At 71.4% G+C, this 26,987-nt stretch carries 28 protein-coding genes and 1 tRNA gene; 17 read left to right on the forward strand and 12 right to left on the reverse strand.

Annotation, left to right across the window (positions count from 1 at the left end; translation table 11 throughout):
* Window positions 1-55 precede the first annotated feature (55 nt).
* Window positions 56-1,159 carry a 3-deoxy-7-phosphoheptulonate synthase gene (locus tag KBX00_RS26590; protein ID WP_210830803.1) on the reverse strand — a complete coding sequence of 368 codons (1,104 nt, stop codon included), beginning with the start codon at window positions 1,157-1,159 and terminating at the stop codon, window positions 56-58.
* Window positions 1,160-1,458: 299 nt separating this feature from the next.
* On the opposite strand from KBX00_RS26590, the gene KBX00_RS26595 reads away from it, so the two are divergent.
* From KBX00_RS26595 to KBX00_RS26640, 10 genes are all read left to right on the forward strand, one after another.
* Window positions 1,459-2,610, forward strand: coding sequence for an alkaline phosphatase PhoX (locus KBX00_RS26595; RefSeq protein WP_210830804.1), 1,152 nt, complete (start codon window positions 1,459-1,461; stop codon window positions 2,608-2,610).
* Window positions 2,611-2,707: 97 nt separating this feature from the next.
* Window positions 2,708-2,923, forward strand: a complete 216-nt coding sequence (locus KBX00_RS26600; RefSeq protein WP_210830805.1) for a hypothetical protein — start codon at window positions 2,708-2,710, stop codon at window positions 2,921-2,923.
* Between the two features lie 82 nt (window positions 2,924-3,005).
* Window positions 3,006-4,298 carry a pitrilysin family protein gene (locus KBX00_RS26605; protein ID WP_210830806.1) on the forward strand — a complete coding sequence of 431 codons (1,293 nt, stop codon included), beginning with the start codon at window positions 3,006-3,008 and terminating at the stop codon, window positions 4,296-4,298.
* Window positions 4,299-4,383: 85 nt separating this feature from the next.
* The gene (locus KBX00_RS26610) at window positions 4,384-5,748 is read left to right on the forward strand and encodes a pitrilysin family protein (RefSeq protein ID WP_210830807.1); all 1,365 of its coding nucleotides are present in this window, start codon (window positions 4,384-4,386) and stop codon (window positions 5,746-5,748) included.
* A 193-nt stretch (window positions 5,749-5,941) separates the two neighbouring features.
* Entirely contained in the window at window positions 5,942-6,964 is a 1,023-nt protein-coding gene (locus KBX00_RS26615; RefSeq protein ID WP_210830808.1) for an aspartate-semialdehyde dehydrogenase, read from the forward strand.
* Window positions 6,965-6,996: 32 nt separating this feature from the next.
* Window positions 6,997-7,437: a PPOX class F420-dependent oxidoreductase gene (locus KBX00_RS26620; protein ID WP_210830809.1), complete on the forward strand. Its 441-nt coding sequence runs from the start codon at window positions 6,997-6,999 to the stop codon at window positions 7,435-7,437.
* A gap of 68 nt (window positions 7,438-7,505) precedes the next feature.
* Window positions 7,506-7,922: a CBS domain-containing protein gene (locus tag KBX00_RS26625; RefSeq protein ID WP_210830810.1), complete on the forward strand. Its 417-nt coding sequence runs from the start codon at window positions 7,506-7,508 to the stop codon at window positions 7,920-7,922.
* 207 nt (window positions 7,923-8,129) lie between these two features.
* Entirely contained in the window at window positions 8,130-8,498 is a 369-nt protein-coding gene (locus KBX00_RS26630; protein WP_210830811.1) for an SCP2 sterol-binding domain-containing protein, read from the forward strand.
* The gene (locus KBX00_RS26635; RefSeq protein WP_210830812.1) at window positions 8,498-10,552 is read left to right on the forward strand and encodes a glycogen debranching N-terminal domain-containing protein; all 2,055 of its coding nucleotides are present in this window, start codon (window positions 8,498-8,500) and stop codon (window positions 10,550-10,552) included. Before KBX00_RS26630 ends, KBX00_RS26635 begins: the two co-directional genes overlap by 1 nt.
* A 112-nt stretch (window positions 10,553-10,664) precedes the next feature.
* Window positions 10,665-11,414 (forward strand): 1-acyl-sn-glycerol-3-phosphate acyltransferase, encoded by a 750-nt coding sequence (locus tag KBX00_RS26640; protein ID WP_210830813.1) that lies wholly within the window; start codon window positions 10,665-10,667, stop codon window positions 11,412-11,414.
* Window positions 11,415-11,443: 29 nt separating this feature from the next.
* Here KBX00_RS26640 and KBX00_RS26645 read toward each other — a convergent pair whose 3' ends face one another.
* The 5 genes from KBX00_RS26645 to KBX00_RS26665 form a co-directional block, all read right to left on the reverse strand.
* Window positions 11,444-12,145, reverse strand: coding sequence for a hypothetical protein (locus KBX00_RS26645; protein ID WP_210830814.1), 702 nt, complete (start codon window positions 12,143-12,145; stop codon window positions 11,444-11,446).
* Between the two features lie 73 nt (window positions 12,146-12,218).
* Entirely contained in the window at window positions 12,219-12,932 is a 714-nt protein-coding gene (locus KBX00_RS26650; RefSeq protein ID WP_210830815.1) for a response regulator transcription factor, read from the reverse strand.
* On the reverse strand, window positions 12,905-14,044 hold the full coding sequence (locus KBX00_RS26655) for a hypothetical protein (RefSeq protein ID WP_301548678.1): 1,140 nt from the start codon (window positions 14,042-14,044) through the stop codon (window positions 12,905-12,907). The genes KBX00_RS26650 and KBX00_RS26655 overlap by 28 nt, the downstream gene beginning before the upstream one ends.
* Before the next feature lie 133 nt (window positions 14,045-14,177).
* Window positions 14,178-15,356 carry a sensor histidine kinase gene (locus KBX00_RS26660; protein WP_210830816.1) on the reverse strand — a complete coding sequence of 393 codons (1,179 nt, stop codon included), beginning with the start codon at window positions 15,354-15,356 and terminating at the stop codon, window positions 14,178-14,180.
* A 132-nt stretch (window positions 15,357-15,488) separates the two neighbouring features.
* The gene (locus KBX00_RS26665; RefSeq protein WP_210830817.1) at window positions 15,489-16,040 is read right to left on the reverse strand and encodes a GNAT family N-acetyltransferase; all 552 of its coding nucleotides are present in this window, start codon (window positions 16,038-16,040) and stop codon (window positions 15,489-15,491) included.
* Window positions 16,041-16,239: 199 nt separating this feature from the next.
* Here KBX00_RS26665 and KBX00_RS26670 point away from each other — a divergent pair, with 199 nt between their 5' ends.
* Both KBX00_RS26670 and KBX00_RS26675 read left to right on the forward strand, forming a co-directional pair.
* Window positions 16,240-17,763 (forward strand): PQQ-dependent sugar dehydrogenase, encoded by a 1,524-nt coding sequence (locus KBX00_RS26670; protein ID WP_210830818.1) that lies wholly within the window; start codon window positions 16,240-16,242, stop codon window positions 17,761-17,763.
* A 125-nt stretch (window positions 17,764-17,888) separates the two neighbouring features.
* The gene (locus KBX00_RS26675) at window positions 17,889-18,662 is read left to right on the forward strand and encodes an HAD family hydrolase (RefSeq protein ID WP_210830819.1); all 774 of its coding nucleotides are present in this window, start codon (window positions 17,889-17,891) and stop codon (window positions 18,660-18,662) included.
* 116 nt (window positions 18,663-18,778) lie between these two features.
* On the opposite strand, the gene KBX00_RS26680 is transcribed toward KBX00_RS26675, so the two are convergent.
* Both KBX00_RS26680 and KBX00_RS26685 read right to left on the reverse strand, forming a co-directional pair.
* Window positions 18,779-19,312 (reverse strand): hypothetical protein, encoded by a 534-nt coding sequence (locus KBX00_RS26680; protein ID WP_210830820.1) that lies wholly within the window; start codon window positions 19,310-19,312, stop codon window positions 18,779-18,781.
* A gap of 137 nt (window positions 19,313-19,449) precedes the next feature.
* Window positions 19,450-19,866, reverse strand: coding sequence for a hypothetical protein (locus KBX00_RS26685; protein WP_210830821.1), 417 nt, complete (start codon window positions 19,864-19,866; stop codon window positions 19,450-19,452).
* A gap of 344 nt (window positions 19,867-20,210) precedes the next feature.
* Here KBX00_RS26685 and KBX00_RS26690 point away from each other — a divergent pair, with 344 nt between their 5' ends.
* Both KBX00_RS26690 and KBX00_RS26695 read left to right on the forward strand, forming a co-directional pair.
* Complete coding sequence (locus KBX00_RS26690; protein WP_210830822.1) at window positions 20,211-20,408, forward strand: hypothetical protein; 198 nt, start codon at window positions 20,211-20,213, stop codon at window positions 20,406-20,408.
* A gap of 209 nt (window positions 20,409-20,617) precedes the next feature.
* Window positions 20,618-20,767, forward strand: coding sequence for a hypothetical protein (locus KBX00_RS26695; protein ID WP_210830823.1), 150 nt, complete (start codon window positions 20,618-20,620; stop codon window positions 20,765-20,767).
* A 217-nt stretch (window positions 20,768-20,984) separates the two neighbouring features.
* Here the strand turns inward: KBX00_RS26695 and KBX00_RS26700 are convergent.
* The 4 genes from KBX00_RS26700 to KBX00_RS26715 all read right to left on the reverse strand — a co-directional run bounded on the left by KBX00_RS26700 (window position 20,985) and on the right by KBX00_RS26715 (window position 22,949).
* Window positions 20,985-21,057: transfer RNA gene (locus KBX00_RS26700), tRNA-Arg, on the reverse strand.
* A gap of 95 nt (window positions 21,058-21,152) precedes the next feature.
* Window positions 21,153-22,190 (reverse strand): alpha/beta hydrolase, encoded by a 1,038-nt coding sequence (locus KBX00_RS26705; protein ID WP_210830824.1) that lies wholly within the window; start codon window positions 22,188-22,190, stop codon window positions 21,153-21,155.
* A gap of 79 nt (window positions 22,191-22,269) precedes the next feature.
* Window positions 22,270-22,476 (reverse strand): hypothetical protein, encoded by a 207-nt coding sequence (locus KBX00_RS26710; RefSeq protein WP_210830825.1) that lies wholly within the window; start codon window positions 22,474-22,476, stop codon window positions 22,270-22,272.
* A gap of 53 nt (window positions 22,477-22,529) precedes the next feature.
* Window positions 22,530-22,949, reverse strand: a complete 420-nt coding sequence (locus KBX00_RS26715) for an HPF/RaiA family ribosome-associated protein (RefSeq protein ID WP_164447469.1) — start codon at window positions 22,947-22,949, stop codon at window positions 22,530-22,532.
* 345 nt (window positions 22,950-23,294) lie between these two features.
* On the opposite strand from KBX00_RS26715, the gene KBX00_RS26720 reads away from it, so the two are divergent.
* From KBX00_RS26720 to KBX00_RS26730, 3 genes are all read left to right on the forward strand, one after another.
* On the forward strand, window positions 23,295-24,158 hold the full coding sequence (locus KBX00_RS26720; RefSeq protein WP_210830826.1) for a single-stranded DNA-binding protein: 864 nt from the start codon (window positions 23,295-23,297) through the stop codon (window positions 24,156-24,158).
* A 226-nt stretch (window positions 24,159-24,384) separates the two neighbouring features.
* The gene (locus tag KBX00_RS26725; protein WP_210830827.1) at window positions 24,385-25,401 is read left to right on the forward strand and encodes a cobalamin biosynthesis protein; all 1,017 of its coding nucleotides are present in this window, start codon (window positions 24,385-24,387) and stop codon (window positions 25,399-25,401) included.
* Window positions 25,398-26,939 carry a cobyric acid synthase gene (locus KBX00_RS26730; RefSeq protein ID WP_210830828.1) on the forward strand — a complete coding sequence of 514 codons (1,542 nt, stop codon included), beginning with the start codon at window positions 25,398-25,400 and terminating at the stop codon, window positions 26,937-26,939. The genes KBX00_RS26725 and KBX00_RS26730 overlap by 4 nt, the downstream gene beginning before the upstream one ends.
* Window positions 26,940-26,987: the final 48 nt, after the last annotated feature.

Here is a 26,987-nt window from a genome sequence, read left to right on the forward strand (position 1 = left end):
TCTACGGTGCTGTCAACCTCATGATCAACACGGGCGGTGGGGTGGGGGGTGGGTGTTAGGCGGGGGTGGGGAGGGAGGGGGTGGTGGCGCGGCGGGTGCGGACGGCGGCGGCCAGGTCGGTGAGCACCTCGTCGGTGGTGTCCCAGCCGATGCAGGCGTCGGTGACCGACTGGCCGTAGGTGAGTTCGCGGGTGGGGTCGAGGTCCTGCCGACCCGGTACCAGGAAGCTCTCCAGCATGATCCCCACGATGCCGCGCTGGCCGGCGGCGATCTGCGCCGCCACGTCGGCGGCGACCACGGGCTGGTTACGGTGGTCCTTGCCGCTGTTGGCGTGACTGGCGTCCACCACCAGTCGTTCCGGCAGCCCCGCTGCCCGCAGCAGGTCCAGCGCGCCGGCCACCGACGCGCCGTCGTAGTTCGGCCGGCCGCCGCCACCCCGCAGCACCAGGTGCCCGTCCGCGTTGCCCCGGGTGTGCATGATCGCCGGCGTGCCGGAGACGTCGATGCCCGGGAAGACGTGCGGTACGCCGGCCGCCCGGATCGCGTCGACCGCGGTGGCGATGCTGCCGTCGGGACGGTTCTTCATGCCGATCGGCATGGACAGCCCCGAGGCGAGTTGGCGATGCACCTGGCTCTCCACGGTGCGCGCCCCGATCGCCCCCCACGCGACGGTGTCCGCGATGTACTGCGGGGTGATCGGGTCGAGGAACTCACAACCCACCGGCAGGCCGAGACGCAGCACGTCGAGCAGCAACGCCCGGGCACGGCGCAACCCCGTGTTGACGTCACCGGAACCGTCCAGCCCGGGATCGTTGATCAGCCCCTTCCAGCCCACGGTGGAACGCGGCTTCTCGAAGTACACCCGCATCACGACGAGCAGATCCTCCTCGACCCGCTCGGCCGCCGCGCGGAGCCGGTGCGCGTAGTCGAGGGCGGCGGCGGGGTCGTGGACCGAGCACGGCCCGACCACCACCAGCAGCCGGTCGTCGGTACGGTCGAGCACCTGGCCGACCGCCCGACGGCCAGCCAGCACGGCCGCCGTGAGGGCGGCGTCCAGCGGCAGTTCGTGCAGCAGCAGGGCCGGGGTGGTAAGCGGTACGACACGGTCGATCCGCTGGTCGATGACCCGGTGGTTCTCCGGTGTCGTCACGGTGGGCATCCTTCCGCCGACCGCACCCGGGGCCGGTGCCCGGGTCGAGCCGGCTGCTCGTACGCGAAAGGGCAGGAACGAAAGCTCCTGCCCGGCCGGCTCGAATTCGGTGACGTCAGATCATGGTGAGGTCACCGGCCGAGCCGGCTGCCTAAACCATCGATACGAGCGCGTCACGGCGGTAAGCGTACCCGACCGTGCCCGAGTGCTCATCCTCCCGTCGACAAAGCCTCGTCTCGTGTTCACCGACATCGATAAAACCGCCGGTAATTTCAGCGTCACCAAACGCTGCTCCTCCGGAGGTACAGATGGATCGTCGTACCGTCCTGCGCGCCACCGTCGCCGGTGGCGCCGCCGCCTTCTCCGGCAGCCTCTGGGCGGGCGCCGCCGTGGCCGCACCCGCCCAGCCCGGCCCCAGCCCGTACGGCTCACTGGGCAGCGCCGACAGCAACGGCATCCGGCTGCCCACCGGATTCACCAGCCGGGTGATCGCCCGGTCCCGCCAGGCCGTCTCCGGGACGTCGTACACCTGGCACGACGCGCCCGACGGAGGTGCCTGCTTCGTCGCCGGCACGGGCTGGATCTACGTCTCGAACTCCGAGATCACCCCCGGCGGCGGTGCCTCGGCGGTGCGCTTCAACGCCAACGGCAGCATTGCCTCGGCGTACCGGATCCTCGCCAACACCAACCAGAACTGTGCCGGTGGGGCCACGCCGTGGGGCACCTGGCTCTCCTGCGAGGAGGTCAACCGCGGGTTCGTCTACGAGACGTACCCGCAGGGCGGTACCGCCGCGGTGCAGCGGCCGGCGATGGGACGGTTCAAGCACGAGGCCGCCGCCTGCGACCCGGACCGTCGAGTGATCTACCTGACCGAGGACGAGAGCAACGGCTGCTTCTACCGGTTCCGGCCGAACACCTGGGGCAACCTCTCCGCCGGCACCCTGGAGGTGCTGGTCGCGGGGTCCGCCACCAGCGGCCCGGTGACCTGGGCGCGAGTGCCGGACCCGGACGGGTCGCCGACGGTGACCCGCAGCCAGGTCTCCGGCGCCAAGCGGTTCAACGGTGGCGAGGGCTGCTGGTACGACGACGGCACCTGCTGGTTCACCACCAAGGGTGACAACCGGGTGTGGGCGTACGACGCGGTCAACCAGCGCATCGACCTGGCCTACGACGACTCACTGGTCTCCGGCACCGCGCCGCTTACCGGGGTGGACAACATCACCGGCACCGGCTCGGGCGACCTCTACGTGGCCGAGGACGGCGGCAACATGGAGATCAACATCATCACCCCGGCCGGGGTGGTCGCCCCGTTCCTGCGCATCACCGGTCAGTCCTCCTCGGAGATCTGCGGGCCGGCCTTCTCACCGGACGGCACCCGGCTGTACTTCTCGTCGCAGCGCGGCACCTCCGGCTCCTCGTCCGGCGGCATCACCTACGAGGTGCGTGGCCCGTTCCGCTGAACCGATCGGAAGGGCCCCTTGTCCAACGCGTCAGGCGTCGGAAAGGGGCCCTTTCTCGCCCGAGTGGGGGAGACGGGGGCGGGGTATGAGGAGCGGCATGACTGACGAGCGAAGCGACCAGGAGCGGGTGGAGTCCCGCGCCCACCTGCTACCGGAGGAGGCGGCGGCCGGCAGCGACGACGCTCATGCCCAGGCCGACGCGATCCTCACCGAGTCCGACGCCCGGGAGGCCAACCAGAACGTCGCCCCCGACACGGTGCTGGAGCGGCGCACCTCGGATCAGACCGTCAACCCGGTGGAACCGCCGGACTGAGCGGCGGGCCGTCCGTGGACGCGGCTCGCCGGTGGGGCGTCCCGTGGCCTGCCGAGGCGAAAGATCGGATAGCGTCGGTGCCATGCCCGACAGCGGTTACCCCTGGCCGATCTCGACGACCCGACTGGACAACGGCCTGCGCGTGGTGGTCAGCGAGGACCGCACCGCCCCGGCGGTCGCGGTCAACCTCTGGTACGACGTGGGTTCCCGGCACGAGCCGGCCGGTCAGACCGGCTTCGCGCATCTCTTCGAGCACCTGATGTTCGAGGGCTCCACGCACGTGGCGAAGACCGAGCACATGAGGCTGGTCCAAGGGGCCGGCGGCTCGCTCAACGCCACCACCAACCCGGATCGCACCAACTACTTCGAGACGGTGCCGGCGGAGCACCTCGAGTTGGCGCTCTGGCTGGAGGCCGACCGGATGGGCGGGCTGGTGCCGGCACTGACCCAGGAGACGCTGGACAACCAGCGGGACGTGGTCAAGAACGAGCGGCGGCAGCGGTACGAGAACGTGCCCTACGGCGACGCCTGGCTGCGGCTGCTGCCGCTGCTCTATCCGCCGGGTCACCCGTACCATCACGCCACCATCGGCTCGATGGCCGATCTGAACGCCGCTGACCTGGCCACCTTTCAGGCGTTCCACCAGACCTACTACGCGCCGAACAACGCCGTGCTCAGCGTGGTCGGCGACACCACCGTCGACGAGGTCGTCGCCCTGGCCGAGAAGTACTTCGGTGGCATCCCGCCCCGGCCGGAGATCCCGGCGGCACCCGACGGCCGGGTCGTGCCAGCCAGCGGAGTGCCCGCCGTGGAAACGGTGGTCACCGAGGTGCCGGCACCCCGGGTGTACGTCGCGCACCGCACTCACCCGTTCGGCAGCCCCGGCTACGACGTGGTGACCGTGCTGGCCACCGTGCTCGGCAGTGGTCGGGGCAGCCGGCTCTACCAGCGGCTCGCCGACGGTGAGCGGATCGCCCAACCCGATCTGGTCGGGGCGTACGGGGTGGATCTGGCACACGCACCGGCACCACTGATCGCCACCGCCACCGCCCGCCCGGGAGTCAGCGGTGAGCGGTTGGCCGCCGGGCTCGCCGAGGTGGTCGACGAGCTGGCGACCGTGCCGGTCACCGCCGCCGAGCTCGACCGGGCGAAGGCGTTGCTGACCACCGCGTGGTGGCGGCAAATGTCCACGGTGGACGGTCGGGCGGACGTGTTGAGCCGGTACGCCACCCAGTTCGGCGACCCGACCACGGTGGCCGAGCGGTTACCGGCCTGGCTCGCGGTGACCGCCGAGCAGATCGCCGAGGTGGCGGCCGAGGTGCTCCGCGCCGACGACCGGGCGACCCTCACCTACCTCCCGCAGGACAAGCAGTGAGCGCCAGCAGCGGGCGACGCCGCCCGGTGGGGTGCGGTGGGCGGGCATCCGTGAGCCCCGCAGTCGCGAACGAAAGGATCGCCCGGTGACTCTGATCGCTGATCGTCCCGGTCCGGGTACGGCCCGCCCGTACCGCTTTCCCCAGGTGGTCCGCCGCTCCGTCGCTGGTGGCGACGTCGTTGCCGCACACCTGCCCGGGCAGAACCTCGCCGTGGCGATGCTGCTGCTGGACGCCGGCGCCGGCCGGGAACCGGTGGGCCGCGAGGGGCTCGGCGGGGTGCTGGCCAAGGCACTGGAGGAAGGCACCACCCAGCGTGATGCCACCGCGTACGCGCTGGCGATCGAGGCGCTCGGCACCGAGTTGGTGACCGGGCTGGACTGGGACACCTTCCAGGCGAGCGTGCAGGTGCCGGTGGGCCGGCTGGGCGCGGCGGTGGAACTGCTCGCCGAGGCGGTGCGCACCCCGCGGCTGGACCCGGACGACGTCCGGCGGGTCCGCGACGACGAGGTGACCGCGCTGCGGATGGACTGGGCCAACCCCGGGCCACGGGCCGACGCGGCGCTGCGCGCCGACCTGTTCGGCGCCGGCAACCGGTGGGGCCGGCCGATGTACGGCGACCCCGACTCGGTGGCCGGCCTGGACGTGGAGGACGTGACCGTCTTCCACTCGGAGTGGTTCATCCGGCCGGGAACCCTCGTCGTCGCCGGTGACCTGGATCGGCTCGACCTGGACGCCCTGGCCGCCACGGCGTTCACCGGCACCGGCGGCGGGCCGGTCGACCGGGGGACGCCGATCGAGGTGCCGGTGCGGGCCGGGCGGCGGATCATCCTCGTCGATCGGCCCGGATCGGTGCAGTCCACGCTGCGGCTCGGTCATCCCGGACCGCACCGGGCACATCCCGACCACGTGCCGATCGCGCTCGCCGGCACGGTGCTCGGAGGCGCGTTCACCTCCCGGCTCAACCACCTCATCCGGGAGGTCCGCGGGTACACGTACGGAATCCGGGGCGACTTCGGCTCGTCCCGTCGGTTCGGCCGGTTCGCGGTCAGTTCGAACGTGCAGACCGCCGTCACCGCACCGGCGCTTGTCGAAGTGGTCGGGGAGATCGCGCGTACCCAGGCCGGTGGGGTGACCGAGGACGAGTTGGCGGTGGCCCGGTCCTGGCGGGCGGGCCAGCTCTCGGTCGAGTTGCAGAGCCCTCGGGCGATCGCCGGGGCACTGAGCACGCTCGTGGTGCACGACCTGCCGGACGACTACCACGCCCGGCTGCGGGAGGAACTGCTCGGCGCGCAGGTGGACCAGGTCTCGGCGGCCGCCGCCACGCACCTGCGCCCGGAGTCGCTGACCCTGGTGGTGGAGGGTGACGCCGCGGTGATCAGGGACGAACTGGTGGCCACCGGTCTCGGCGAGCTGACCGACCACCCGTCGGCGGAGTTGCCCAGGATGTGACGTCGGTCGCGGGCGAAGGCGGGCTGGGCTGAGATGCTGCGGTCGGTCGGGGTGGTGCGGCGGTGTTCTTCCGGCGGAACCGGCCGGCGAGGGACGACTGTCCCGGACCGGGCCGGTTCGACTCCGCCGCTGGGATCCCCGGGGGTGGGAAAGCGTTCCCGGTCGAGGCACCGGGCTGGGTAGCCTCGCGGGCATGAGGATCGGCATTGTGGGAGCCACCGGCCAGGTCGGTGGCGTGATGCGGCAGGTGCTGGCGGAGCGGGACTTCCCGGCGGAGCAGGTGCGGTTGTTCGCCTCGGCGCGCTCGGCCGGGCGTACGCTCCCGTGGCGCGGCGAGGAGATCACCGTCGAGGACGCGGCAACCGCGGACTACTCCGGGCTGGACATCGTGCTCTTCTCGGCCGGCAAGGGCTCCGCGAAGGAGTTGGCACCACGGGTGGCCGCCGCGGGTGCGGTCGTCATCGACAACTCGTCGGCGTTCCGGATGGACCCGCAGGTGCCGTTGGTGGTCGCCGAGGTCAACCCGCATGCCGCCACCGCCCGGCCCAAGGGCATCATCGCCAACCCGAACTGCACCACCATGGCCGCGATGCCGGTGCTGCGTCCGCTGCACGCCGAGGCGGAACTTGTCGCCCTGGTCGTCGCCACGTACCAGGCGGTCTCCGGTGCCGGCCTGGCCGGCGTCGCCGAACTTGACGAGCAGGTCCGCAAGGTCGCCGAGAACGCCACCGGGCTCACCTTCGACGGTGCCGCTGTGGACTTTCCCGCGCCCCGTTCGTTCGCCGAGCCGATCGCTTTCAACGTGCTTCCGCTGGCCGGCTCGATCGTCGACGACGGGTCGGCGGAGACCGACGAGGAGCAGAAGCTCCGCAACGAGAGCCGCAAGATCCTGGAGATCCCCGACCTCAAGGTCTCCGGAACCTGTGTGCGGGTGCCGGTCTTCACCGGTCACTCGCTTCAGATCAACGCCCGGTTCGCCCGGCCGATCAGCGCGCAACGGGCGTACGAACTGCTCGCCGGCGCGCCCGGGGTGGCGCTCTCCGACGTGCCGACGCCGTTGCGGGCGGCCGGGCAGGATCCGACGTTCGTCGGCCGGATCCGTGCCGACGAGACCGTCGAGCACGGCCTGGCGTTGTTCTGCTCCAACGACAACCTGCGCAAGGGCGCGGCGCTCAACGCCGTGCAACTCGCCGAACTGGTCGCCGCCGAACGCTGAGCCGTCGTCCGTACACCGATCGGGAGGATGCCGTGACCGACGAGCAGGCCGGACGTGGCCTGGATGACCTGATCGCGAGCCGGTCGCTCGGGGTGCTGGCAACCATCCGGCGGGACGGGCGGCCCCAGCTGTCCAACGTGGTCTACGCCTACGACCGGGCGGCCGGGCTGATCCGGGTGTCGGTCACCGACGGCCGGGCGAAGACCGCGAACCTCCGCCGCGACCCCCGGGCCAGCTTCCACGTCGCCGGCGACGACGGCTGGGCGTACGCGGTGGCCGAGGTGCGGGCCGAGCTGACCCCGGTCGCGGCGGAGCCGAGCGACGACACGGTCGCCGAACTGGTCGACCTCTACCGGACCGTGCAGGGGGAGCATCCGGACTGGGACGACTTCCGCCGGGCCATGGTGGCCGACCGTCGGCTGGCGCTGCGGCTGCGCGTGGAGCGCCTGTACGGTGTCCCGCCACGCGGCTGACCGGCCACGTTACTGGCCGCGGCGGTCGGGTAGACCCGAGGCTGCCCGACACCGGAGAGGGAGGCGCCATGACAACGGTCGGAGAGTTCATGACAACCCGGTTGGTGACCATGGACGGCAACGCCACGCTCGTCGCGGCGGCTCAGGAGATGCGCGACTCCGCGATTGGTGACGTGGTGGTTACCGACGGCGACAACGTGGTCGGCATCGTCACGGACCGGGACATCACGGTCCGAGGCGTGGCGGAGAGCATGGACCCGGACACCACCCGGCTGAACCAGATCACCACCAGGGATGTGGTGACGGTGAGTCAGTACGACGACGCCGTCGCCGCCGCCGACCTGATGCGGACGTACGCCGTGCGGCGGCTGCCCGTGGTGGAGGACGGCCGACTGATCGGCCTGGTGTCCATGGGCGATCTGGCGGTCGAGCGGGAGCCCCAGTCGGTGCTTGCCGACATCAGCGCCGACGACCCCAACAACTGATCGTCGCGACCGAAGCCGGTTCCCGAGTCATCGGGAGCCGGCTTCGTGCCGCTCGGTACCGCGCTGTCCGGAACCGGCGACACCCGCGACCGGCCTTGTCCACGGCCAGCCGGCCCACGCCGACGATTCACCCCATCCGGGTGAGGTTGAGCCACCGGGGCTCGGGGACCCCTCCTGCGGGACACGAGCGACCGGGAGGAGGGCCCGATGGCGGACGCGACCACGCGGTTTTTCGAGGACCTCGACCAGCAGGGGTACGAGCCCCTGCTGGCGAAGATCTCCGGAGCCCTGCGTTTCGACCTGCACGAGGGGCCGCAGACCACGCACTGGCTGGTGCGGATCGACCGGGGGAACATCCAGGTCAGTCGGCAGGACATGGAGGCGGACACGGTGGTCGGCACCAGTCCCGCGCTCTTCGAGGAGCTGGTCACCGGCCGGGAGAACGGTCTGGCGGCGCTGCTGCGGGGGGACATGACGGTCACCGGCGACGCCCGTCTGGTGGTGCAGGTGGACCGGATCTTCCCCGGATCGCCGCACGCCAGGGGACCGCAGCGCTACCGGAAGGGGGTGTCGTGATGGCACCCAGCCACACCGTACGGATCCTGGACGGCAACAACTTCGTCGTCAGCGAGGCCACCGGGGACATCGAGGCGACACCTACCGAACCGACCGGGTTGTTCTCCCTCGACACCCGCTTTCTCTCCAAGTGGGTGCTCACGGTCAACGGCGAGCGGCTCAACGCCCTGTCCTACGACGACCTCCAGTACTACGAGTCGCGCTTCTTCCTGGTGCCCGGGCTGGCCACGCACTACGTCGACGCGAAGCTGTCGATCATCCGGGAGCGGGCGGTCGGTGGGAGCTTCCGGGAGGACATCACCATCCTCAACCACGACGAGAAGGCGGTCGACCTGGAGATCCGGATGGACGCCGCCTGCGACTTCGCCGATCTGTTCGAGGTCAAGGACGAGATCCTCAACAAGAAGGGCGAGATCTACTCCGAGGCGGAGCCGGACCGGCTGCGCCTGGGCTACCGGCGGGGCAACTTCAAGCGCGAGACGATCATCTCGTCCTCCGCGCCGGCCCGGTACGACCGCAACGGATTCGCGTACTCCATCCACCTGGAACCGAACGAGCAGTGGGACACCCGCATCGACGTGCAGACCCTGGCGGTCGGCCCGGGCGGTCGGGATCTGCGTCTCGGGTTGCAGGCGCACGGCACCGAGCGGCTCGCCCTGCAACATGACCTGGAGGAGTGGATCGCCAAGGCGCCGACGGTGAACAGCGAGCACGACCGGCTGGCCGCCACGTACCGCACGTGCATCGTCGACCTGGCCGCGTTGCGCTTCTCGCCGCTGTCGCTTGGCGGTCAGACCCTGCCCGCCGCCGGTCTGCCCTGGTTCATGACCATGTTCGGCCGGGACAGCATCCTGACCTGTCTGCAGACGTTGCCGTTCACCCCGCAGCTGAGCCCGACCACGCTGCGGATCCTCGCGGCCCTGCAGGGCACCCGGTTCGACGACTTCCGGGAAGAGGATCCCGGTCGGATCCTGCACGAGATGCGGTACGGCGAGAGCGCCGCGTTCGAGGAGCAGCCGCACTCGCCGTACTACGGAGCGGTCGACTCGACGCCGCTGTTCGTGGTGCTGCTCGACGAGTACGAGCAGTGGAGCGGCGACGCCGCGCTGGTCAAGGAGTTGGAGCAGGAGTGCCGCCGGGCCTTCAAGTGGATCGACGAGTACGCCGACCTGGTCGGCAACGGTTACATCTGGTACGAGCGGCGGAACACCGACACCGGCCTGGAGAACCAGTGCTGGAAGGACTCCTGGGACTCCATCTCCTACCGTGACGGCACGCTGCCGCCGTTTCCCCGGGCCACCTGCGAGGTGCAGGGGTACGCGTACGACGCGAAGATGCGCGGCGCGCGGCTGGCCCGCGAGTTCTGGGACGACCCGGCGTACGCCGACCAGCTGGAGCGGGAGGCCGCGGCGCTCAAGGAACGGTTCAACCGGGACTGGTGGGTCGAGGACGGCGGCTACTACGCGCTCGCGCTGGACCCGGACGGGCGCCAGTGCGACGTGCTCAGCTCCAACATCGGCCACCTGCTCTGGAGCGGGATCGTCGACGACGACCGGGCCGAGCAGATCGCCAACCACCTGGTCGGGCCGCGGCTGTTCACCGGCTGGGGGGTGCGGACCCTGGCCGAGGGCGAGGTGCGCTACAACCCGATCGGCTACCACAACGGCACCGTCTGGCCCTTCGACACCTCGTTCTGTGCCTGGGGGCTGCGTCGGTACGGCTTCGCCGAGGAGGCCGCCATGATCGCCAACGGCATCCTGGACGCCGCCCGGTACTTCGACGGCCGGTTGCCGGAGGCGTTCGGCGGTTACCCGCGTGAGCAGACGAAGTTCCCGGTGGAGTACCCGACGGCGTGCAGTCCGCAGGCGTGGTCCACGGGTGCCCCGCTGCTGTTGCTGCGGACCATGCTCGGTCTGGAGCCGCACGAGGGGCACCTGGCGGTCGAGCCGCGGCTGCCGGTCGGCATGGGCCGGATCGAGGTGCTGGACATCCCGGGCCGGTGGGGGCGGGTGGACGCCTTCGCCCGTGGTCGGCTCGATCTGCACGCCGGTTGACCGACGCGGCCGGGTTGCCCGACCGGGCGACGGGTCACCCGGCCACGTCCCGGAAGGGCGAGGTGACCGCCGTCCCTACCGGTGCGTAACCTACTCGGGGTAAAGTTCCGGGATGCCGGAACTCGTGTACCCGCCCGTGATCGCCGCCGCCAGGACGATGTTCCGGGTCCTCGACCTCAAGCTCACCGTCGAGGGCGATCACCACGTCCCCCGGACCGGCGGGGCCGTGCTGGCCAGCAACCACGTCAGCTACCTGGACTTCATCTTCTGCGGCCTGGGCGCTCTGGAGTCCCGGCGACTCGTCCGGTTCATGGCCAAGGACTCGGTGTTCCGGCACCGGGTGTCCGGCCCGCTGATGCGCGGCATGCGACACATCCCGGTGGACCGGGGCGCCGGTGCCGACTCGTACGCCGCCGCGGTCGCCGCGCTGCGCTCGGGTGAGGTGGTGGGTGTGTTTCCCGAGGCGACGATCAGTCGCTCCTTCACGGTCAAGGAGCTCAAGAGCGGGGCCACCCGGATGGCCCGCGAGGCGCAGGTACCGGTGCTGCCGGTCGCGCTCTGGGGCACCCAACGACTGTGGACGAAGGGACGCCCGCGTACGCTCACCCGCCGACACACCCCGATCACCATCCTGGTCGGCGAGCCCATGGACCCGTCCGGGTACCCGGACCCCGCCACGATGACCGAGGAACTGCGTACCCGGCTGACCGCGCTTGTCGAGCGGGCTCAGCGGGAGTACCCGGACCAGCCCGCCACGCCGGCGGACCGGTGGTGGTTGCCGGCGCATCTCGGCGGCAGCGCGCCGACCCTGCAGGAGGCGGCGGTGCTCGACGCCGACGACCGGCGCTCCGCGCCCCGCTGACCAGGTCGAGCCGGCGGGGTGCCGGTGACCTACCGCTGGCCGGACGCCGCGTCGTACGGCTGTGCGTCGACGTGCCTCGGCCGGTAGTAGTCCTCGCGGGAGTGGAACTCCACCGGCAGGGCACCGGGCAGCAGCACCCGCCCCGTGCTGGCGAGCGACGCGGTCCGGGCCAGGCGGGCCAGCGCGTCCCGCTCCGGCGGAGACAGGTCCACAAGCTCCGGCCGGACCAGCCGGAAGGTGGCGACGGCGTGGCGAAGCTGACGGGCGAGTTCGGCGATCCGAGCGTCGGGGCCGACCAGGGCGAGCGCCGGCTGCCGAATGGTCCGCAACGCGTCGCAGATCACCAGCAACCTCGCCGGGTTGCCGCCGCCGCCGGGCAACAGTTCCAGTCGGGACGGCCACTGCCAGCGGATCTGCCCACTCACCAGCCCCGGCAGCCGGGCCGCCGTACGACGACCGGCCTCGACAAGGGCGAGCTGCGTTCCGCCACTCACATACGCCAGTCGGTGGTCGGTGAGGGTGACGGTGACCGGGGTGGGCAGCGCCCAGGTGCGGTGGGCGTCGCTGGGACTGAGTAGGTATCCGGCCACCTCCACCCGGTGGCGATCGAGCACCTGCTCGCCGCACTCCGGCACCAACTCGTGCCGCCGGTCCAGCACCGGGCCTGTGCCGTCGTCCGCCACGTCGAACCGGTGCGGTGCGATGAAGAACGGGGACGCGTCATCGTGCATCGTCGGGACCTCCGGTGCGGACGGCATCTACCCATGAGCCTCGCCGAGACTTCCGCCGCTGTCATGACGCCCGTTAGGGGGTCGGCTGATCGGTCGACGCGCGCGACCGATAGATACCAATTTCCTCCGGTCGGACGAGTCCGTCCTCGATCGCCCGGGCAAGCAGGGCCGCCTTGGTCGCGGCCGGGCGACCGGCCCGCGTGTACTTGATCCGCGCCCGGTCGACGTACTGCTTCACGGTGTGCTCGCTGATCCGCATCCGCCGGGCCACCGACGCCTTCGACATCGACTGGAACCACAGCAGCAGCGCCTCACGTTCCTTGTCGGACAGCACCGGCCGGTCCGGTCGCGGATCACCGACCATCGCGCCGGCCAGCGCCGGCGCGACGTACGGGCGGTCGCTCGCCGCGTCCAGCACGGTCGCCACGCAGTGCTCGCGTCCCTCGTGTTTGGCGAGGAACGCCACCGCCCCGGCGTCCAGCGTGGCCAGCATCGTCGCCGGGTCGGAGTGTTCCGAGTAGACGACCACGCGTCGTCCGGCGGAGCTCAGCTCGGCCAGCTTGTCCAGCACCAACCTGCCGTGCAACCGCAGGTCGAGCAGGATCACGTCGGCCTGCGGTGCCGCCCGCAGCACCTCGTCCGGATCGTCACCGGTGGCCAGCACGGTCAACCGGGGCTCGGTGGCGAGCCAGGCGCGCACCCCGTCGATGACCACCGGGTGGTCGTCCACGATCGCCACCCCGACGGGCCGCCCCGATGTCACCGGTGCCAGCGCGTCTGTGTCCATCTGATCTTCCCGTCCCGTTCGTAGAGGTGCTCCACCTGCCCGTCGCCGTCCTCCGTGGCATGCCCGGTGGTGTCCGGGCCTTCCCGGTCGGGTGTGACGAGACTGACCACCACCTCGTCGGGGTCGGAGACGACGGTCAACCGGGCCCAGTCGTGGGCGTCCGCGAGGCCGGCGGTGAGCGGATCAGCCAGGCTCCGGCGGACCCGCACCGGCAACGGTGGCGGTGTACCAATTGTGACCAGGTCGATCGGTAGGCCGTTGCGTTCGGCCAGATCGGCCGCGGCCCGCAGTTCGTGCAGCAGCGGATGGGGCACGTCGTCCGACTCGGCGATCAGGCGACGGAGCCGGGCGGCGGCGCGTACGCACCGTCGCTGCACCTGCGGGTCGGCCGGGTCAGCCTGCCCACGAGCCAACTCGGTGAGCACCTCGGTGGCGGCACGACTGACCAGAGCCAGCCGCTCGCCCCGTTCGTGCCGGGCCCGTTCGGCGGCCTCCCGCTCGGCCACCGTCGCGTTCGTGGCCGCAGCCGTGGCGGCCCGTTGCCGGGACAGCGTGGCGAGTACCGCCGCACCGGCGAAGACCGCCACCGGCAGCGACGACGTGCCGTAGAGGGCCATCGTGGCGCGGGCCAGATCGGCGGCGCCCGTCGCGCCGTGCAGCACGACGGCGGTCAGCGCGGTGGCCGCGTGCGCAGCCAGCAGCACGAGCAGCCGGCTCACCGGTCGCCCCCAGAGCACCACCAGGAAGAACCAGGCGAGAGTGCCCCACACCCAGTTCGCCGGGCTGAACAGATGGGACCGGCCGACGGTGGCGAAGACCGCCACGTCGACGACGAGCAGCAGGCCGGCCAACGGCGCCGCCGGCAACGGCGTGTCGCGTAGCAGTCGGATCCCGGCGATCACGCCGAGCGCCGCCACCAGCAGCCAGCCACCGAGCACCACCTGGGGTACGGCCAGTGCCGGCCCGGCGGCCAGCACCGCGGGCAGCCCGATGGCCAGGTGCCAGACCAGCGCGATGGTGACCGCGACGATCCGGGCGCCCCGGTCGGAGGTGCGCGCCACCGCGGCGGCCGCCTGGACCGCCCCGACCTCGTCGGACGCCGACCCGACCATCGGCTTCGGCACTGGACCCGGCGGGGGCCGCTGCGGCAGGAACGCCGTACGGGCGGTGGCTTCGGCGTACGTGGGATTGCCGGCTCGTGGCCGGAATCCCGTCTCGCTCGCCCCCGGGTCCGTCGAGAGCCGCTCAGCCGACATCGGACCACTCCAGCCGGATCCGAGTGCCGCGACCGGGCGCGGAGTCGACGTCGGCACGCCCGCCGATCGTCGCCATCCGGCCGTGTACCGACTCGCGCAGACCGTACCGGTGTGCTGGCACGGTGGCCGGGTCGAAACCGGGACCGTCGTCGATCACCTCGACCGTGACGGTGCCGGCGTAGCGCCGCAGTCGCAGTGTCGCCCGTGCGCCGGGGGCATGATTCACCACATTGGACAGCGCGGCGTGCGCGCTCTCCGCGACGGCCTCCGCGACAGGTGCAGCCACCGTGCACCGTGGCAGGTCGGTGGCGACCGGGAGGCCGGGCAGCCGGGCGAGCACGGCCCGGAGACGCTCGTCCAGTCGAGCGGTCGCGTCGTGCGGCACCGCGCGCGCCTCCGCCAGAGCGGCGAGGGTACGCAGGTCGGCGGCACACCGTTCGCGTAGCGCGGTGGAGAACCTGTCCACCGCGCCCTGCCCCACCATGGTGAGCGTCGCCAGCACGGTGTCATGCAGGTCGCGGTTCTGCCGTCGTTCCGCCTCGCGCGCGATCCGGGCGACCATGGCGTCCCGGGCGGCCCGCTGAGCGGCCACGAAGGCGGTGTCCGCCCGGGTGATGCGGCGGCGCATCACCGCGGTCATCATCGCCGTGCAGGCGGTCTGGGCGAGCAGGGTGGCCGCGTGCGCCCTGGCCTCGGTCGAGTTCCCGGCCGTGTGTGCACCCGTCGCGTACGCCGCGGTGACCAGCAGCCCGGCCGGAATCGACAGGCGGGCCGGGGCGGTCGCCTGAGCGTTGATCACGGTGGTGCTGGCCAGTACCGCGATCCAACTGGCCTCACCGGGCAGCACCTCGGGTGCGACCAGGGCCGGGATCGCCAGGCACGCGGCGCCGGTAAGCGCCATGTCGGTGGCGACGAGTGGCGTGCCGACGCCGTCCCGCCAGGCGTGCAGCGCGTACCAGAGCGACCAGCCGGTCAGCACCGCCACGGCGGGCAGTAGCAACTCCGGACGTACCGGCGGGGTACGCACGGCGAGCGCCACCACGAGGCAGAACAGGCCGCAGGAGAGCCGCAGCAGCGCCGGTAGCCGGGTGAAGATGAACGCCAACGCGCCGGCGGCCGGACGGTCCACCGTGGCAGGCGACGTGATCGGGTTGGGCAGGGCCGACATCGGGAAGGCGTCCTTTGCGACAAACGACCCGATCCGGGTCCGCGCTGCGGAGATCGACGCCGGAGAATAACACACGGCAGTGGCCGTGATGACCGTGGGTGACGCCGAGGTTGACCCTGCGTCGCCCATCCGTCACACTCGGCTGCTGTCGTCCTCCCGTAGCCCGACACAGTCCTGCTGCCAGAAGGTGGCCGAGTAGACGAAGGTGCCGGTCATCCACGGCTCGTAGCCGGAGAGCCTGGCCACCTGGAATGCGGGGGCCGGGATGCGCAGCGACGGCCGGCGGAAGCCCAGGTCACCGGCGGCGGCGAAGCCGAAGCGGGCGTAGTAGCCGGGATCGCCCTCCAGGAAGACCGCCGGCACGCCCCGCTCGTCGAGCAGGCGCAGCCCGTGCCTGATCAGAGCGCCACCGATGCCGCGCCGCTGCCGGTCCGGTACAACCGCGACCGGGCTGAGCACCTGCACCGGTACGAGTCGACGCGGCGCGTCGAGCAGGCTGCGGGTGAACATCACGTGCCCCACGACCTCGTGGTCCTCCTCGGCCACGAGACTGAGGGCTTCCGGGTCGTCGTTGCGCAGCGCCGGCACCAGCGCCGCCACCACCTCCCCGTGGTCACCGAAGGCGCTCCGGTGCAACTCGTGCACGGCGTCGTGATCGGATACCAGTTCGTCGCGTAGGCGCATGGCGGTGACCGTACGGCCGGCGTAACGGCCCGGGCCAGTGATATCCGGTGGCGGCCGGCGGCACTGTCACCTGGCCCTGCACCCATCGGTCCCGGGGTGCGGCCAGGACCGGCGTCCACGTTGCGCACCCTCGGCGCCGAGTTCCAGAACGTTCACCGGTACCATGTTAAATTTACGAGTATCGATCTTAGGGGGTGGCATGAAGATCCGACTCGCGGTCGGGGCCGTACTCACCGCCGGTCTGGTCGCCGGCGGCGTCGGCGCCGCCGGTCTGGCCGGCGCGGCGCCGAGCGCCGAACGTCCATCCGGCGCCCTCGGCGACGCGGCACCGGAGTTGTTCGCGGTGGGCGACTTCGACTTCTCCCGGCCCGAGACGGTCGCCACCGGCCTGCAGGTGCCGTGGGGGATGGACTTCCTGCCCGACGGCAGCGCCCTGGTCGCCCAGCGCCCCACCGGGCAGGTGGTGCGGGTCCGGCCCGGTCAGTCGCCGGAGCCCGTGGTCACCGTCTCCGGCGTGACCCCGGTGAGCGAGGGTGGCCTGCTCGGGCTGGCCGTCTCGCCGAGCTACGCCCAGGACGGCTGGATCTACGTCTACTTCACCACCGCGACCGACAACCGGATCGCCCGGTTCCGGCTCACCGCACCGCAGACCCAGCAGCCCATCCTCACCGGGCTGAACCGTGCGGCGATCCACAACGGCGGCCGGATCGCGTTCGGACCCGACGGGATGCTCTACGTCGGAGTCGGCGACGCCGGACAGACCGCCTCGGCACAGGACCCGCAGAGCCGAAACGGAAAGATCCTGCGCATCCGGCCCGACGGCACCGTCCCGTCGGACAACCCGACCGCCGGATCGCCGGTCTACAGCCTCGGCCACCGCCACGTGCAGGGGCTGGCCTGGGACGCCCAGGGCCGACTGTATGCCACCGAGTTCGGTCAGAACACCTGGGACGAGATCAACCTGATCGTCGCCGGCGGCAACTACGGTTGGCCCACCGTGGAGGGCCGCGCCAACGACCCACGCTTCCGTGACCCGCTGCTCACCTGGACTCCCGCCGAGGCGTCACCGAGCGGTGCGACGATCGCCGGCAACCGGCTCTTCGTGGCCAGCCTGCGGGGCAACCGACTGTGGAACGTGCCACTGAACGGTTCCGGGGGTGTCGGCACGCCCACCGCCGAGCTGACGGGCACCTACGGGCGGCTGCGCACCGTCGAGTACGGCCCGGACGGCTGGCTCTGGGTCACCACGAGCAACCGGGACGGCCGAGGCACCCCGGCGGCCACCGACGACCGTATCCTCCGCTTCCCACCCCGCGACGCCACCACGCCGCCCCCCACCACACCCCCTCCGACCACGCCGCCTCCCACCACGCCCCCGCCCACCACGCCGCCGCCGACCACCGGGCCGGCCGCCTGCACGGTGAACTGGACGGCCAACCAGTGGAACACCGGCTTCACCGCGGACGTCCGGGTCACCAACCGGGGTGCCGCCCTGGCCGGCTGGACGGTGACCTGGTCGTTCAGCGGCAACCAGCAGATCACCAACGGGTGGAACGCGCAGATCACCCAGTCCGGCAGGAACGTCACCGCCCGCAACGCCGCCTGGAACGGCAGCCTGCCGACGAACGGCACGGTGAGTTTCGGCTTCCAGGCCACCTACTCCGGCACCAACGACCGCCCCACCGACTTCCAGCTCAACGACACCCCCTGCCAGCCCAACTGACCATCAACCTCCACCACTTCAGGTCGAACCAATCTTGGAAAGTTTCCGTTCGCGAAGAACGGAAACTTTCCAAGATTGACGGTGGCAGACTGTAGTGCCGACAGGCGGTGGGCGAGGTTGGTGGCATGTTGCGATCGCCCCGTGCGTTCCTGCTGGACTTCGGCGGGGTGCTGGCCGACGCGCCGCGTCAACCCCCGGCGCCACCGGATGTGGTACGTCGATTGTCCGATATGGTGGGCCGCGAGGTGTCGGCCGAGCAGATCGCCGCCGACCTGACCGCAGGCGGTCAGGTGTACGCGCGGTGGCGTGACGACGCCGGCCGCTCGACCGAACCGGTCGAGCTGCCACACACCCGGGTGTGGGCGGATTTCGTGACCCGTACCTGGCCCGAACCGGCTCGCGCGGCGGTCGAGGCAGCGGCGACACAGCTGGCGTACGCGTGGGCGTGGCGACCGGAGTGGCAGGTCCGTCCCGGCATCCCGGAGGCGCTGCGAGCCGCGGCCGAGGCAGGTCTACCGATGGCGGTGGTCAGCAACGCGCTCTGCGGGGCGGCGCATCGGGACTTCCTCGCCGCTGCCGGGCTGTCCGACCTGTTCGTGGCCGAGTTCTACAGCGACGAGGTCGGGCTCCGCAAGCCCAACCCCCGCCTGGCCTGGCTGGCGGCCGACGCTGCAGGCGTACCGATCGGCGACTGCTGGTTCGTCGGCGACAGCGTGCACCGCGACGTCGCCTGCGCTCGTCGGGCCGGTGCCGGCGCCGCGATCCTGATGCGCTCACCACGCACCGACCGCGAGCCGTCCCGCCCCGACCTGCGGCCGGACGTCCGCATCGAGGACGGGCATGGCCTGCTCGCGCTCCTGCGCCGACGGGGCTCCTCGCCCGAGGACGACCTGCCCTAGGGGCCGGTGACGCTGCCCGACGTGTTGGTCCTCGGGCAGCGCCACCGGCAGCATCCAGAGTTACGACCGGCATCTCGCTGGAGATCGTCGGTCGTGGTGAATCTGTGTGGTCGTGACTACCAGTTCGGGGGCAGGTAGTTGCTCTTCGTAACCCCGCGGTTCTTGGTGATGCGGTAGTTGGACCCGCAGTTCGCCTTGGAGTACCCCCCGATACCCACACCGTTGCCGTAGGCGTGCTTCTTCGTACCTGAATTCACATGCTTGCACTCGGTCCAGGCACGGTAGAAGCCGGTGCCGCCCCGACACATGACGCCGTAGGTGGCGGTCCCGGGGGTGCCGTTGCAGTTCTTCGGCAGCGCGTGCGCTGGCGAAGCGGTGACTGCGACAACACCGAGGGTCGAAGTGAGCGCAAGGGTCAGGGAGACCGCGATCCGTTTTGCGGTGCTGACCCTGGTCCCGTGCTCGCTTGCTGATTTTCGCACCTGTTTGTCCCTCTCTGCCGGTCGGCCGGTTCCGACTTCGGCCTTGCGTCGGTAGCTCCTGCGGTGCAGCATCCGCGCCGACACGCCATTGAAGAAGATCATCACGTTGGTCGTGCCGAGATCCGCAGACTCGGCAATGATCCCTTGTGGACGAGCCCGCGGCTCCACCGCCAGCGCAACCCTTCAGCAAGCGGGCTCGAAGATCAAGGTGCGTGGACATACGAACCTCATCGCGGGACTGCCAGGCTGACGTTGATTCCGATTGCTCGGGTGGTCAGCCGAGCCGGCCTTCGGCCGGCTCGCCGCTACAGACAGTCGGCCAACAGCTGCTTTACCTCGGCAAGGGCAAGCCCGGCGTGGTGTGCCTCGTAAGCGGTCTCCCAGGCCGCGACCGAGGGCTCGCCGATCCCCTGCTCGACGGCTGCGGCGGCACGCGCATGCCGGAAGGCAGTCAGATACGCCTCGCCGCCCTCGTCAGCTAGATCCCAGGCGACGACATCAAGCTCGTGGACGATTGCGCCGACAGCATCACGCCGGAACTTCGCCACGTGGCCCGATCTGATCTCATCGACGGCCTCGCGCAGTGCTGGATGCGTAACGTCGGCACGAGAGAGTGCGGCGTTACAAACCTCCGCGCAGAAGATGCGCCGCGTCGGCTCGGGCACCTCGCGTAGCTGCTTGGCGATGGAGTGGCCGACCGGATCTGTTTCAAGCCGATACACGCTGGTCCCTTCTCAGGTCCGAAGTTTGACGGCCCGCAGGTGATCTAGGCAAGGACACCTTCGGTTTGAAAGATCGTTCCGGTTGTCGTGATCTGTCCGGATTGCCTGCTCAGTGGGGGGCGGTGCTGTCCGATCATGACCGTTGCTGACTGTTGGGACACGGGTACTGGCACGTGGCTGGCGCGGCGGTGCGGCTGTCCGGTGGCGTGTGGCTTGCCGTCCCCGGCCTGTCGGGCCGGGGGCGGCTTGCCGTGCCGCCGGCTTTCCGCGCTCCTGTGTGACGGTGGTGCCGGTGCTGATCGTGCGACAATGAGTGGCGGTTTTGGGTGAAGAGGTGGGTCGTGATGTCGAGCAATGCGGAGCAGATGCCCGAGTGGCCGACCGCCGAGCATGTGCCGGTGGAGGAGTTGGCCCGCCGGCAGGGTGTGCGGCCGGTCGCTTCCGTTGATGACCTGGCCCGGCCGGATCTGTTCGAGTCCGACGAAGAGTTGGACGACTTCCTCGCCGATCTGTACGCCTCTCGGCGGGTCAGCATCGCGTAAGGATCGCGACCTGCTGCCTGGTCGACAGGCTTCCGTTGGCGACGTTCAACGGCAAGGACTACGCCGAGTACCACGGCCTACGCCTGTTCGACGTCTCATAGCTTCACCGCTTCGGCCCGCCACGGCTGGACGGCGGTGGCTGATGCTGGCGTTAGCAGAGGGGCAGCTTGGGACAGCAGGGAAGGCTGCCTCGAACTATTGTGCCGCCCATGCTGCTCGATGCCTCCATCTCGCAGATGTTCTTCGCCTCGGTCCTGTGGCTGGTCGGGCAGGTCGTCCTGTACGTCGTGATCCGGACAGCTGTGCGCCACGCCATCGAGGACGCGGATCGTCGTCGAACATCAGAGCAACGCGGGTAAGCCGTAGATCCCCGCCCCGCCGGCCGATGCCGGCCGCAGGCCGCCAGCAGGCCGAGTGGGGCGGGGCTGCACCGCCTTTGCGCGGTGCCGCCTTCTGCACCGTCGTCATCTCGACGGGCATAGCCGAGCCGAAGCAGGGCACAGCATGAACGATTTGGCTGTACGGGAGGTGTGGGGGCCGACGGGACCGGGAAGCCGCTGAGCTGGGGAGTGAGGGCGCGCCCGGCAGGATTCGAACCTGCGGCCTTGGGATTAGAAGTCCCCTGCTCTATCCGCTGAGCTACGGGCGCAACGTGGTATCGCGCGAAAAGGGTACCGCCGCCCCGCCATCGCCCGGTGAAACGGGTGGTCAGGCCGGGTCGTAGCGGCCGGGTGTCGGCGATGGTCAGGCGTCCGCGGCGGAGTGGCTTTCCGTGGGGTTTCCCTCCTCGGCCGAGGGGCGGGGCTGCGGCGGGGCCGGGCGGGTGGTCGTCGGTCCAGCGCAGAGGAAGGCTTCAGCCCACCGACCGACCTCGGCGAAGACCTTCTCGCGTACGGCGGGGCCGGAGAGCGTGAGGTCGTGCAGGCCACCGTCGAAGCGGGACACGGTGACGTGCCGGCCGAGCCGGGGTGCCCAGCGGACCATGTGTTCGACGTCGAGGACGGCGTCGGCCAGGGTCGCCGCGTCCTGCCACTTCGTGCCTCGGAACGACCGGGTGGAGCAGGCGAGCAGCACCGGCACCGGGATGTCCAGACCGGCGCGCAGCCGCCGCTGACCGGTGCGGATGGCATCCAGCCAGCCGGCCCGGACGGGGAAACCGGCAAGTGGCTTCCAGGCCAGGTCGTACGTCCACTCGCCGCGATGGTCGGCGTGCAGGCTCTCGCCGTACACCGTGCCGAGCCCGAACGGGAGGATGCGGTGCGGCGCCCTGCGGCCCAGGCGGGCGACGGCGGCCGCGAGGGGCCGCCGTACCAGCCAGGGGGCGTTGAGGTCGAAGAAGGGGCTGTTGAGGAAGATCCCGTCGACCAGCCCGGCGTCGCGGCGGGCGTCGGTCCACAGCGACAGGATCAGGCCGCCGGTGGAGTGGCCCATGGCCAGCAGGGTGTCGTGCCCGTCCTCGTCGCGGATGATCCGTGCGGCGGCGTCCAACTCGGGAAAGTAGTCGCCGAGGTCGCGGCAGAAGTTCGGGGTCTGGTGCGGCAGCAGGCTACGACCGTACTTGCGTAGGTCGAGGGCGTAGAAGTCCCAGCCACGCGCAGCGAAGAAGTCGGCCACGTGGGTCTGGAAGAAGTAGTCGACGAAGCCGTGCACGTAGAGCACGGCGCGCCCGGTGGGGCGCTCCGCCCGGCGACGAACCAGCGTCGCCACCACCGGACCCTCGTCGTCCCGGCCCAGTTCGATGATCTGCCGCTCGTAGGGCGGGCCAAGCACGTCCGGTTCCACCCCGCCGACGGTACGCCGGCCGGCTACCGGGCGGTAGCCCCCGCCCGCCGACGCCCGGCGGACGGGGGTGGTTCGCTGGTCAGTCGCCCACGGCCTCCCGCCCGGCCGGCTCGTGCGAGGTCTCCGCCCGCCCACGACCGGGACCGTACGGCGACACCTGGTCGACCGGCACCGAGCGGTGCTCCCGACGGGCCGAGGACGAACCGCCCTCGATCGGGCCGTCGCTGTCCTGGACCAGCCGGGTCTCGCCGCTGCGGCGCATCTCGGGTTGCTGCACGTTGGGCATGTCGTTCACCTCCATGGTGGCGCGGCCGGGCCTTCCGTCGCCCGGCCCGAGGCTCACCTCTCGTCGGTCGTGGTCCCGGCGCCGGCCAACTCGTCGGTAGGCGTGGCCGGGCCGGGCGGTTCGTTGACCCGCAGGTGCTTGTTGTTGCGGGGCTCCTGCCGGGTCTTCGCGTCGTTCAGCTGACGACGCAGGTCGTCACGGACGTCGTTGAGCGCGGCGTGCAGGTCCTCCTCGGTGGAGGTGGCGACGACCCGTTGCCGGCCGGCGATCCAGCACTCCAGGGTGACCTTCTGGCCCTTGGCCTCCCGGTCCTTCACCGACAGCTCCATGTCGGTGGCGTCGGCGTGGAAGCCGGCCAGGCGGGCGTCGAGCGTGGCGAACTGCTCGACGATGCGGTTCCGCTCCCGGTCGGAGAAGCCCGCGCCCAGCCGGAGGCACGTGGCCACGGTGGCGGGGTTCTGCACGGCGCTCATCGCCGCACCTGCCCGGTGGGGCGGGTGGAACGGGTGACGGTCATCATCATGATCGCTGACCTTTCGTTCGACGTCGTGCTCACACGTGCGGTTGCAGAGATCCCTACCCAGGTCGGCTCCGTCCGGAACGTGACCATTTCCGCTTCCCATTGATCATCGGTTTCGACCGCCCGGCGGGGCAGGGGCGATCGACCTACCACATCAGGACCTTGATCAGGCGTTTGTCCACAGCTGGCCTGGTCGTCCACAGGTGCCACCTCCTGGGCTGTCCGGGACGGGCCGAAGCCCGCAGGCTCGGTGACGAGTCGACTCGCCGAATGCCCGCCCGACCTTCAAGGAGGGACGATGTTCGACACCTATATGACGATTGTCGGAAATGTTCTCACCGCGCCGGAGTGGCGCCGCACCGCCCAGAGCAACACCCTGGTGGCCAACTTCAAGGTGGCCTCGACCGCTCGACGCCTCGACCGCGACAGCGGGCGCTGGGTCGACGGCAACAGCCTGCGGGTACGCGTCAACTGCTGGCGCAAGCTCGCCGAGGGAGTCGCCGCCTCGGTGATGGTCGGCGACCCGGTGGTGGTCTGCGGCCGGCTCTACACCCGTGACTGGGTTGACGACGCCGGCAACCACCGCACCCTGTACGAGTTGGAGGCCGTCGCGGTCGGCCACGACCTGTCCCGGGGTCGGGGGCGGTTCCTGCGCAACCGGCCCACCCTGGCCACCAGCGCGGTCTCCGACGCCGACGCGGAGCGGCGGGTGCAGGGGGAGCCGACCGAGCCGGTACCGGACGACGAGGCACCGGCCCGGCTCGACCACCGCCCGGTCGACGACGACTTCGAGCTGCCCGACATGTCCGGCTTCGGGGCCGGTCTGGCCGGTGAACTCGACCCAGGCCGGCCCGGTGGGCCCACCTCGGGCTCGGTGGCCGGCGTCGACCCGGACTCGGTGGCCGGGTTCGACCCGGGCTCGGTGGAAAGGTCCGGGTCGACGCCCGGGTCCGGGACGTCGGCCGGGGACCAGCTCCACTCGGCGGAGTTCGACGAGATCGCCGAGGCTGGAGATGGCGCCTTCGACGAACTGGCTCCGGTGCCCGCCCCTGCCACCGAGACCAGGACCGAGTCGGCGGTGCGCCCGGAGGAATCGGGGGCGGGCGATGCCGCGACCGGGCGTGGTCGTCGAGGGCGTGGACGGCTGCCCCAACCCGTCTGACATCGCTGCCGCCGGATGGCCGTCGACGATTGGTGACCGGGCACTCGCCGGACGGTGGGTGGTACGGCCGCTCGCCACTGGTGATCAGGTGACCGGGCCGGCGACGGGTCCGGTCACCACCCGTCGACGGTGGTGCCATCCGGTACGGCTGCGGTCGTGGGCGGGCTCCGCCGGCCGATCCCGTCGACTCGACTCGGCTAGGCTGACCGCCCGGGGGTGACAAGCCGTGCGACACGCGGGTGCGGTGGCGAACGCGACGGGACTGGTCGCGGGCTACGCGCTGGACGCACTGTTCGGTGACCCCCGCCGGGGGCATCCGGTGGCCGGATTCGGTCGGGCCGCCGCCGCCCTGGAACGTCGTCTCTACCGCCCGGAACGGCTGGCCGGTGCGTTCTTCACCGCGCTCTGCGTGGGCGCGCCGGTGGCCATCGGCGTGGCCGCCACCGTGGGCACCCGGCGTCGGCCGGTGGCCCGGGCCGTGCTTGTCGCCGCCGGCACCTGGGCGGTGCTGGGCGGGCGCAGCCTGCGGCACGAGGCGAAGACGATGGGCCGGTCGTTGCGGGGCGGCGACCTGCCGGCCGCCCGACAGCGCCTCGGGCATCTCTGCGGGCGGGACCCGTCGACACTCGACGAACCCGAACTCGCGCGCGCGACGGTGGAATCGGTGGCGGAGAACACCTCCGACGCGGTGGTCGCCCCACTGGTCTGGGGTGCGGTCGCCGGGCTGCCCGGCCTGCTCGGCTACCGCGCGGCGAACACCCTCGACGCGATGGTGGGCCACCGCAATGTTCGCTACGCCCGCTTCGGGACCCCGGCCGCGCGGCTGGACGACCTGCTCAACCTGGTGCCCGCCCGGCTGACCGGGCTGCTGACCGTGGCGCTGGCGCCGGCCGGCAAGGGCGACCGGGCCCGGGCCTGGCGGGTGTGGCGGCGGGACCGCGACGACCATCCCAGCCCCAACGCCGGGCAGTGCGAGGCGGCGATGGCCGGGGCGTTGGGCGTCCGGCTGGGCGGGCGCAACGTGTACTTCGGTCGCACGGAGGTGCGTCCGTTCCTCGGCGACGGGCCTCGCCCCCAGGCACGGCACCTGGCCCGGGCCGCCCGCATCTCCCGGGCGGTCGGGCTGGCGACCCTCGGTCTCGCGGTGGCGTACCCGTTGACCGCGGGCCGTCTGGTGGGTGCCGCCGCCCGCCGGGCCGGTCCGCTTGCCGACAAGGTGGCTCGGCGGGCGGGCCGTCGGTGAGCGGTGGGCTGCTGGTCGCCGGGACGACCTCGGACGCCGGCAAGAGTGTGCTCACCGCGGGCATCTGCCGGTGGCTGCATCGGCGAGGTGTGAAGGTGGCGCCCTTCAAGGCGCAGAACATGTCGAACAACTCCGCCGTGGTGCTCGGGCCGGGCGGCCGGGGCGGCGAGATCGGCCGGGCCCAGGCGATGCAGGCGGCGGCCTGCGGGCTCGCGCCGGACCTGCGGTTCAACCCGGTGCTGCTCAAGCCCGGCAGCGACCTGGCCAGCCAGGTGGTGCTGCTCGGCGAGGCGGTCGACACGATCACCGCCGGTACCTTCCGGACCCTGCGTCCCCGGCTCGCCGAGACCGCGTACGCGGCCCTGGCCGAGCTGCGGTCGGAGTACGACGTGGTGATCTGCGAGGGCGCCGGCAGCCCGGCGGAGATCAACTTGCGCGACGGCGACTACGTGAACATGGGGCTGGCCCGGCACGCGCGGCTGCCCACGATCGTCGTCGGTGACATCGACCGGGGCGGGGTGTTCGCCGCGATGTTCGGCACCCTCGCCCTGCTCGAACCCGCCGACCAGGCCCTCGTCGCCGGCTTCGTGGTCAACAAGTTCCGGGGTGACCGGGGTCTGCTCGCGCCCGGCCTGGAGATGCTGCGGCAGCTCACCGGTCGCCCGACGTACGGGGTGCTGCCCTGGGCACTGGACCTGTGGCTCGACGCGGAGGACTCACTCGCCTACGGCCGGGTGCTCGGTCGTCCGGCCGCCCCGCGCGGCACCGAGTGGCTCGACGTGGCGGTGTTACGGCTGCCCCGGATCAGCAACGCCACCGACGTCGAGGCGCTGGCGACCGAGCCGGGGGTGCGGGTACGCCTGACCGTCGAGCCGGCCGAACTCGCCGCCGCCGACCTGGTGGTGCTGCCCGGCTCGAAGTCGACGGTGGCGGACCTGGCCTGGCTGCGCGAGACGGGCCTCGCCGACGCCGTCACGGGGCACGTCGCGGCGGGCCGTCCGGTGCTCGGCATCTGCGGCGGCTACCAGATGCTGGCCCGTACCATCCACGACCCGGTGGAGAGCCGGCAGGGCACCGTGCCCGGCCTCGACCTGCTCCCCATCGAGATCACCTTCGACCACCGCAAGACCGTCCGACCGGCGGTGGGCAGCGGCGAGGGTGACCGTCCGGTCCACGGCTACGAGATCCACCACGGGTACGTCTCGACCGCCGATCCGCAGGTGCCCCCGCTACTGCGTGATCCCGCCGGTGGCGGCGAGGGCGCGATGCACGGCGTCGTGCACGGCACCCACTGGCACGGCACGTTCGAGTCCGACGAGTTCCGCCGCTGGTTCCTCACCCGGGCGGCCCGCCTCGCCGGGCGTACCGGCTTCCGGGTCGCACCGGACACGTCCTTCGCCGCCGCCCGGGAACGCAACCTCGACCTGCTCGGCGACCTGGTCGAGGAGCACCTGGACACGGAAGCCCTGTGGCGGCTCATCGAGGACGGTGCCCCGACCGACCTACCGTTCGTCCCACCCGGCGCGCCCGAAAGGTAGGGAGCTCGGCCTCCGGACATCGCCGGGAAGGTCCACTGTGGCACGATC

Origin of the sequence: Micromonospora sp. C95, from assembly GCF_018070465.1 — a bacterium.
GTDB lineage: Bacteria > Actinomycetota > Actinomycetes > Mycobacteriales > Micromonosporaceae > Micromonospora.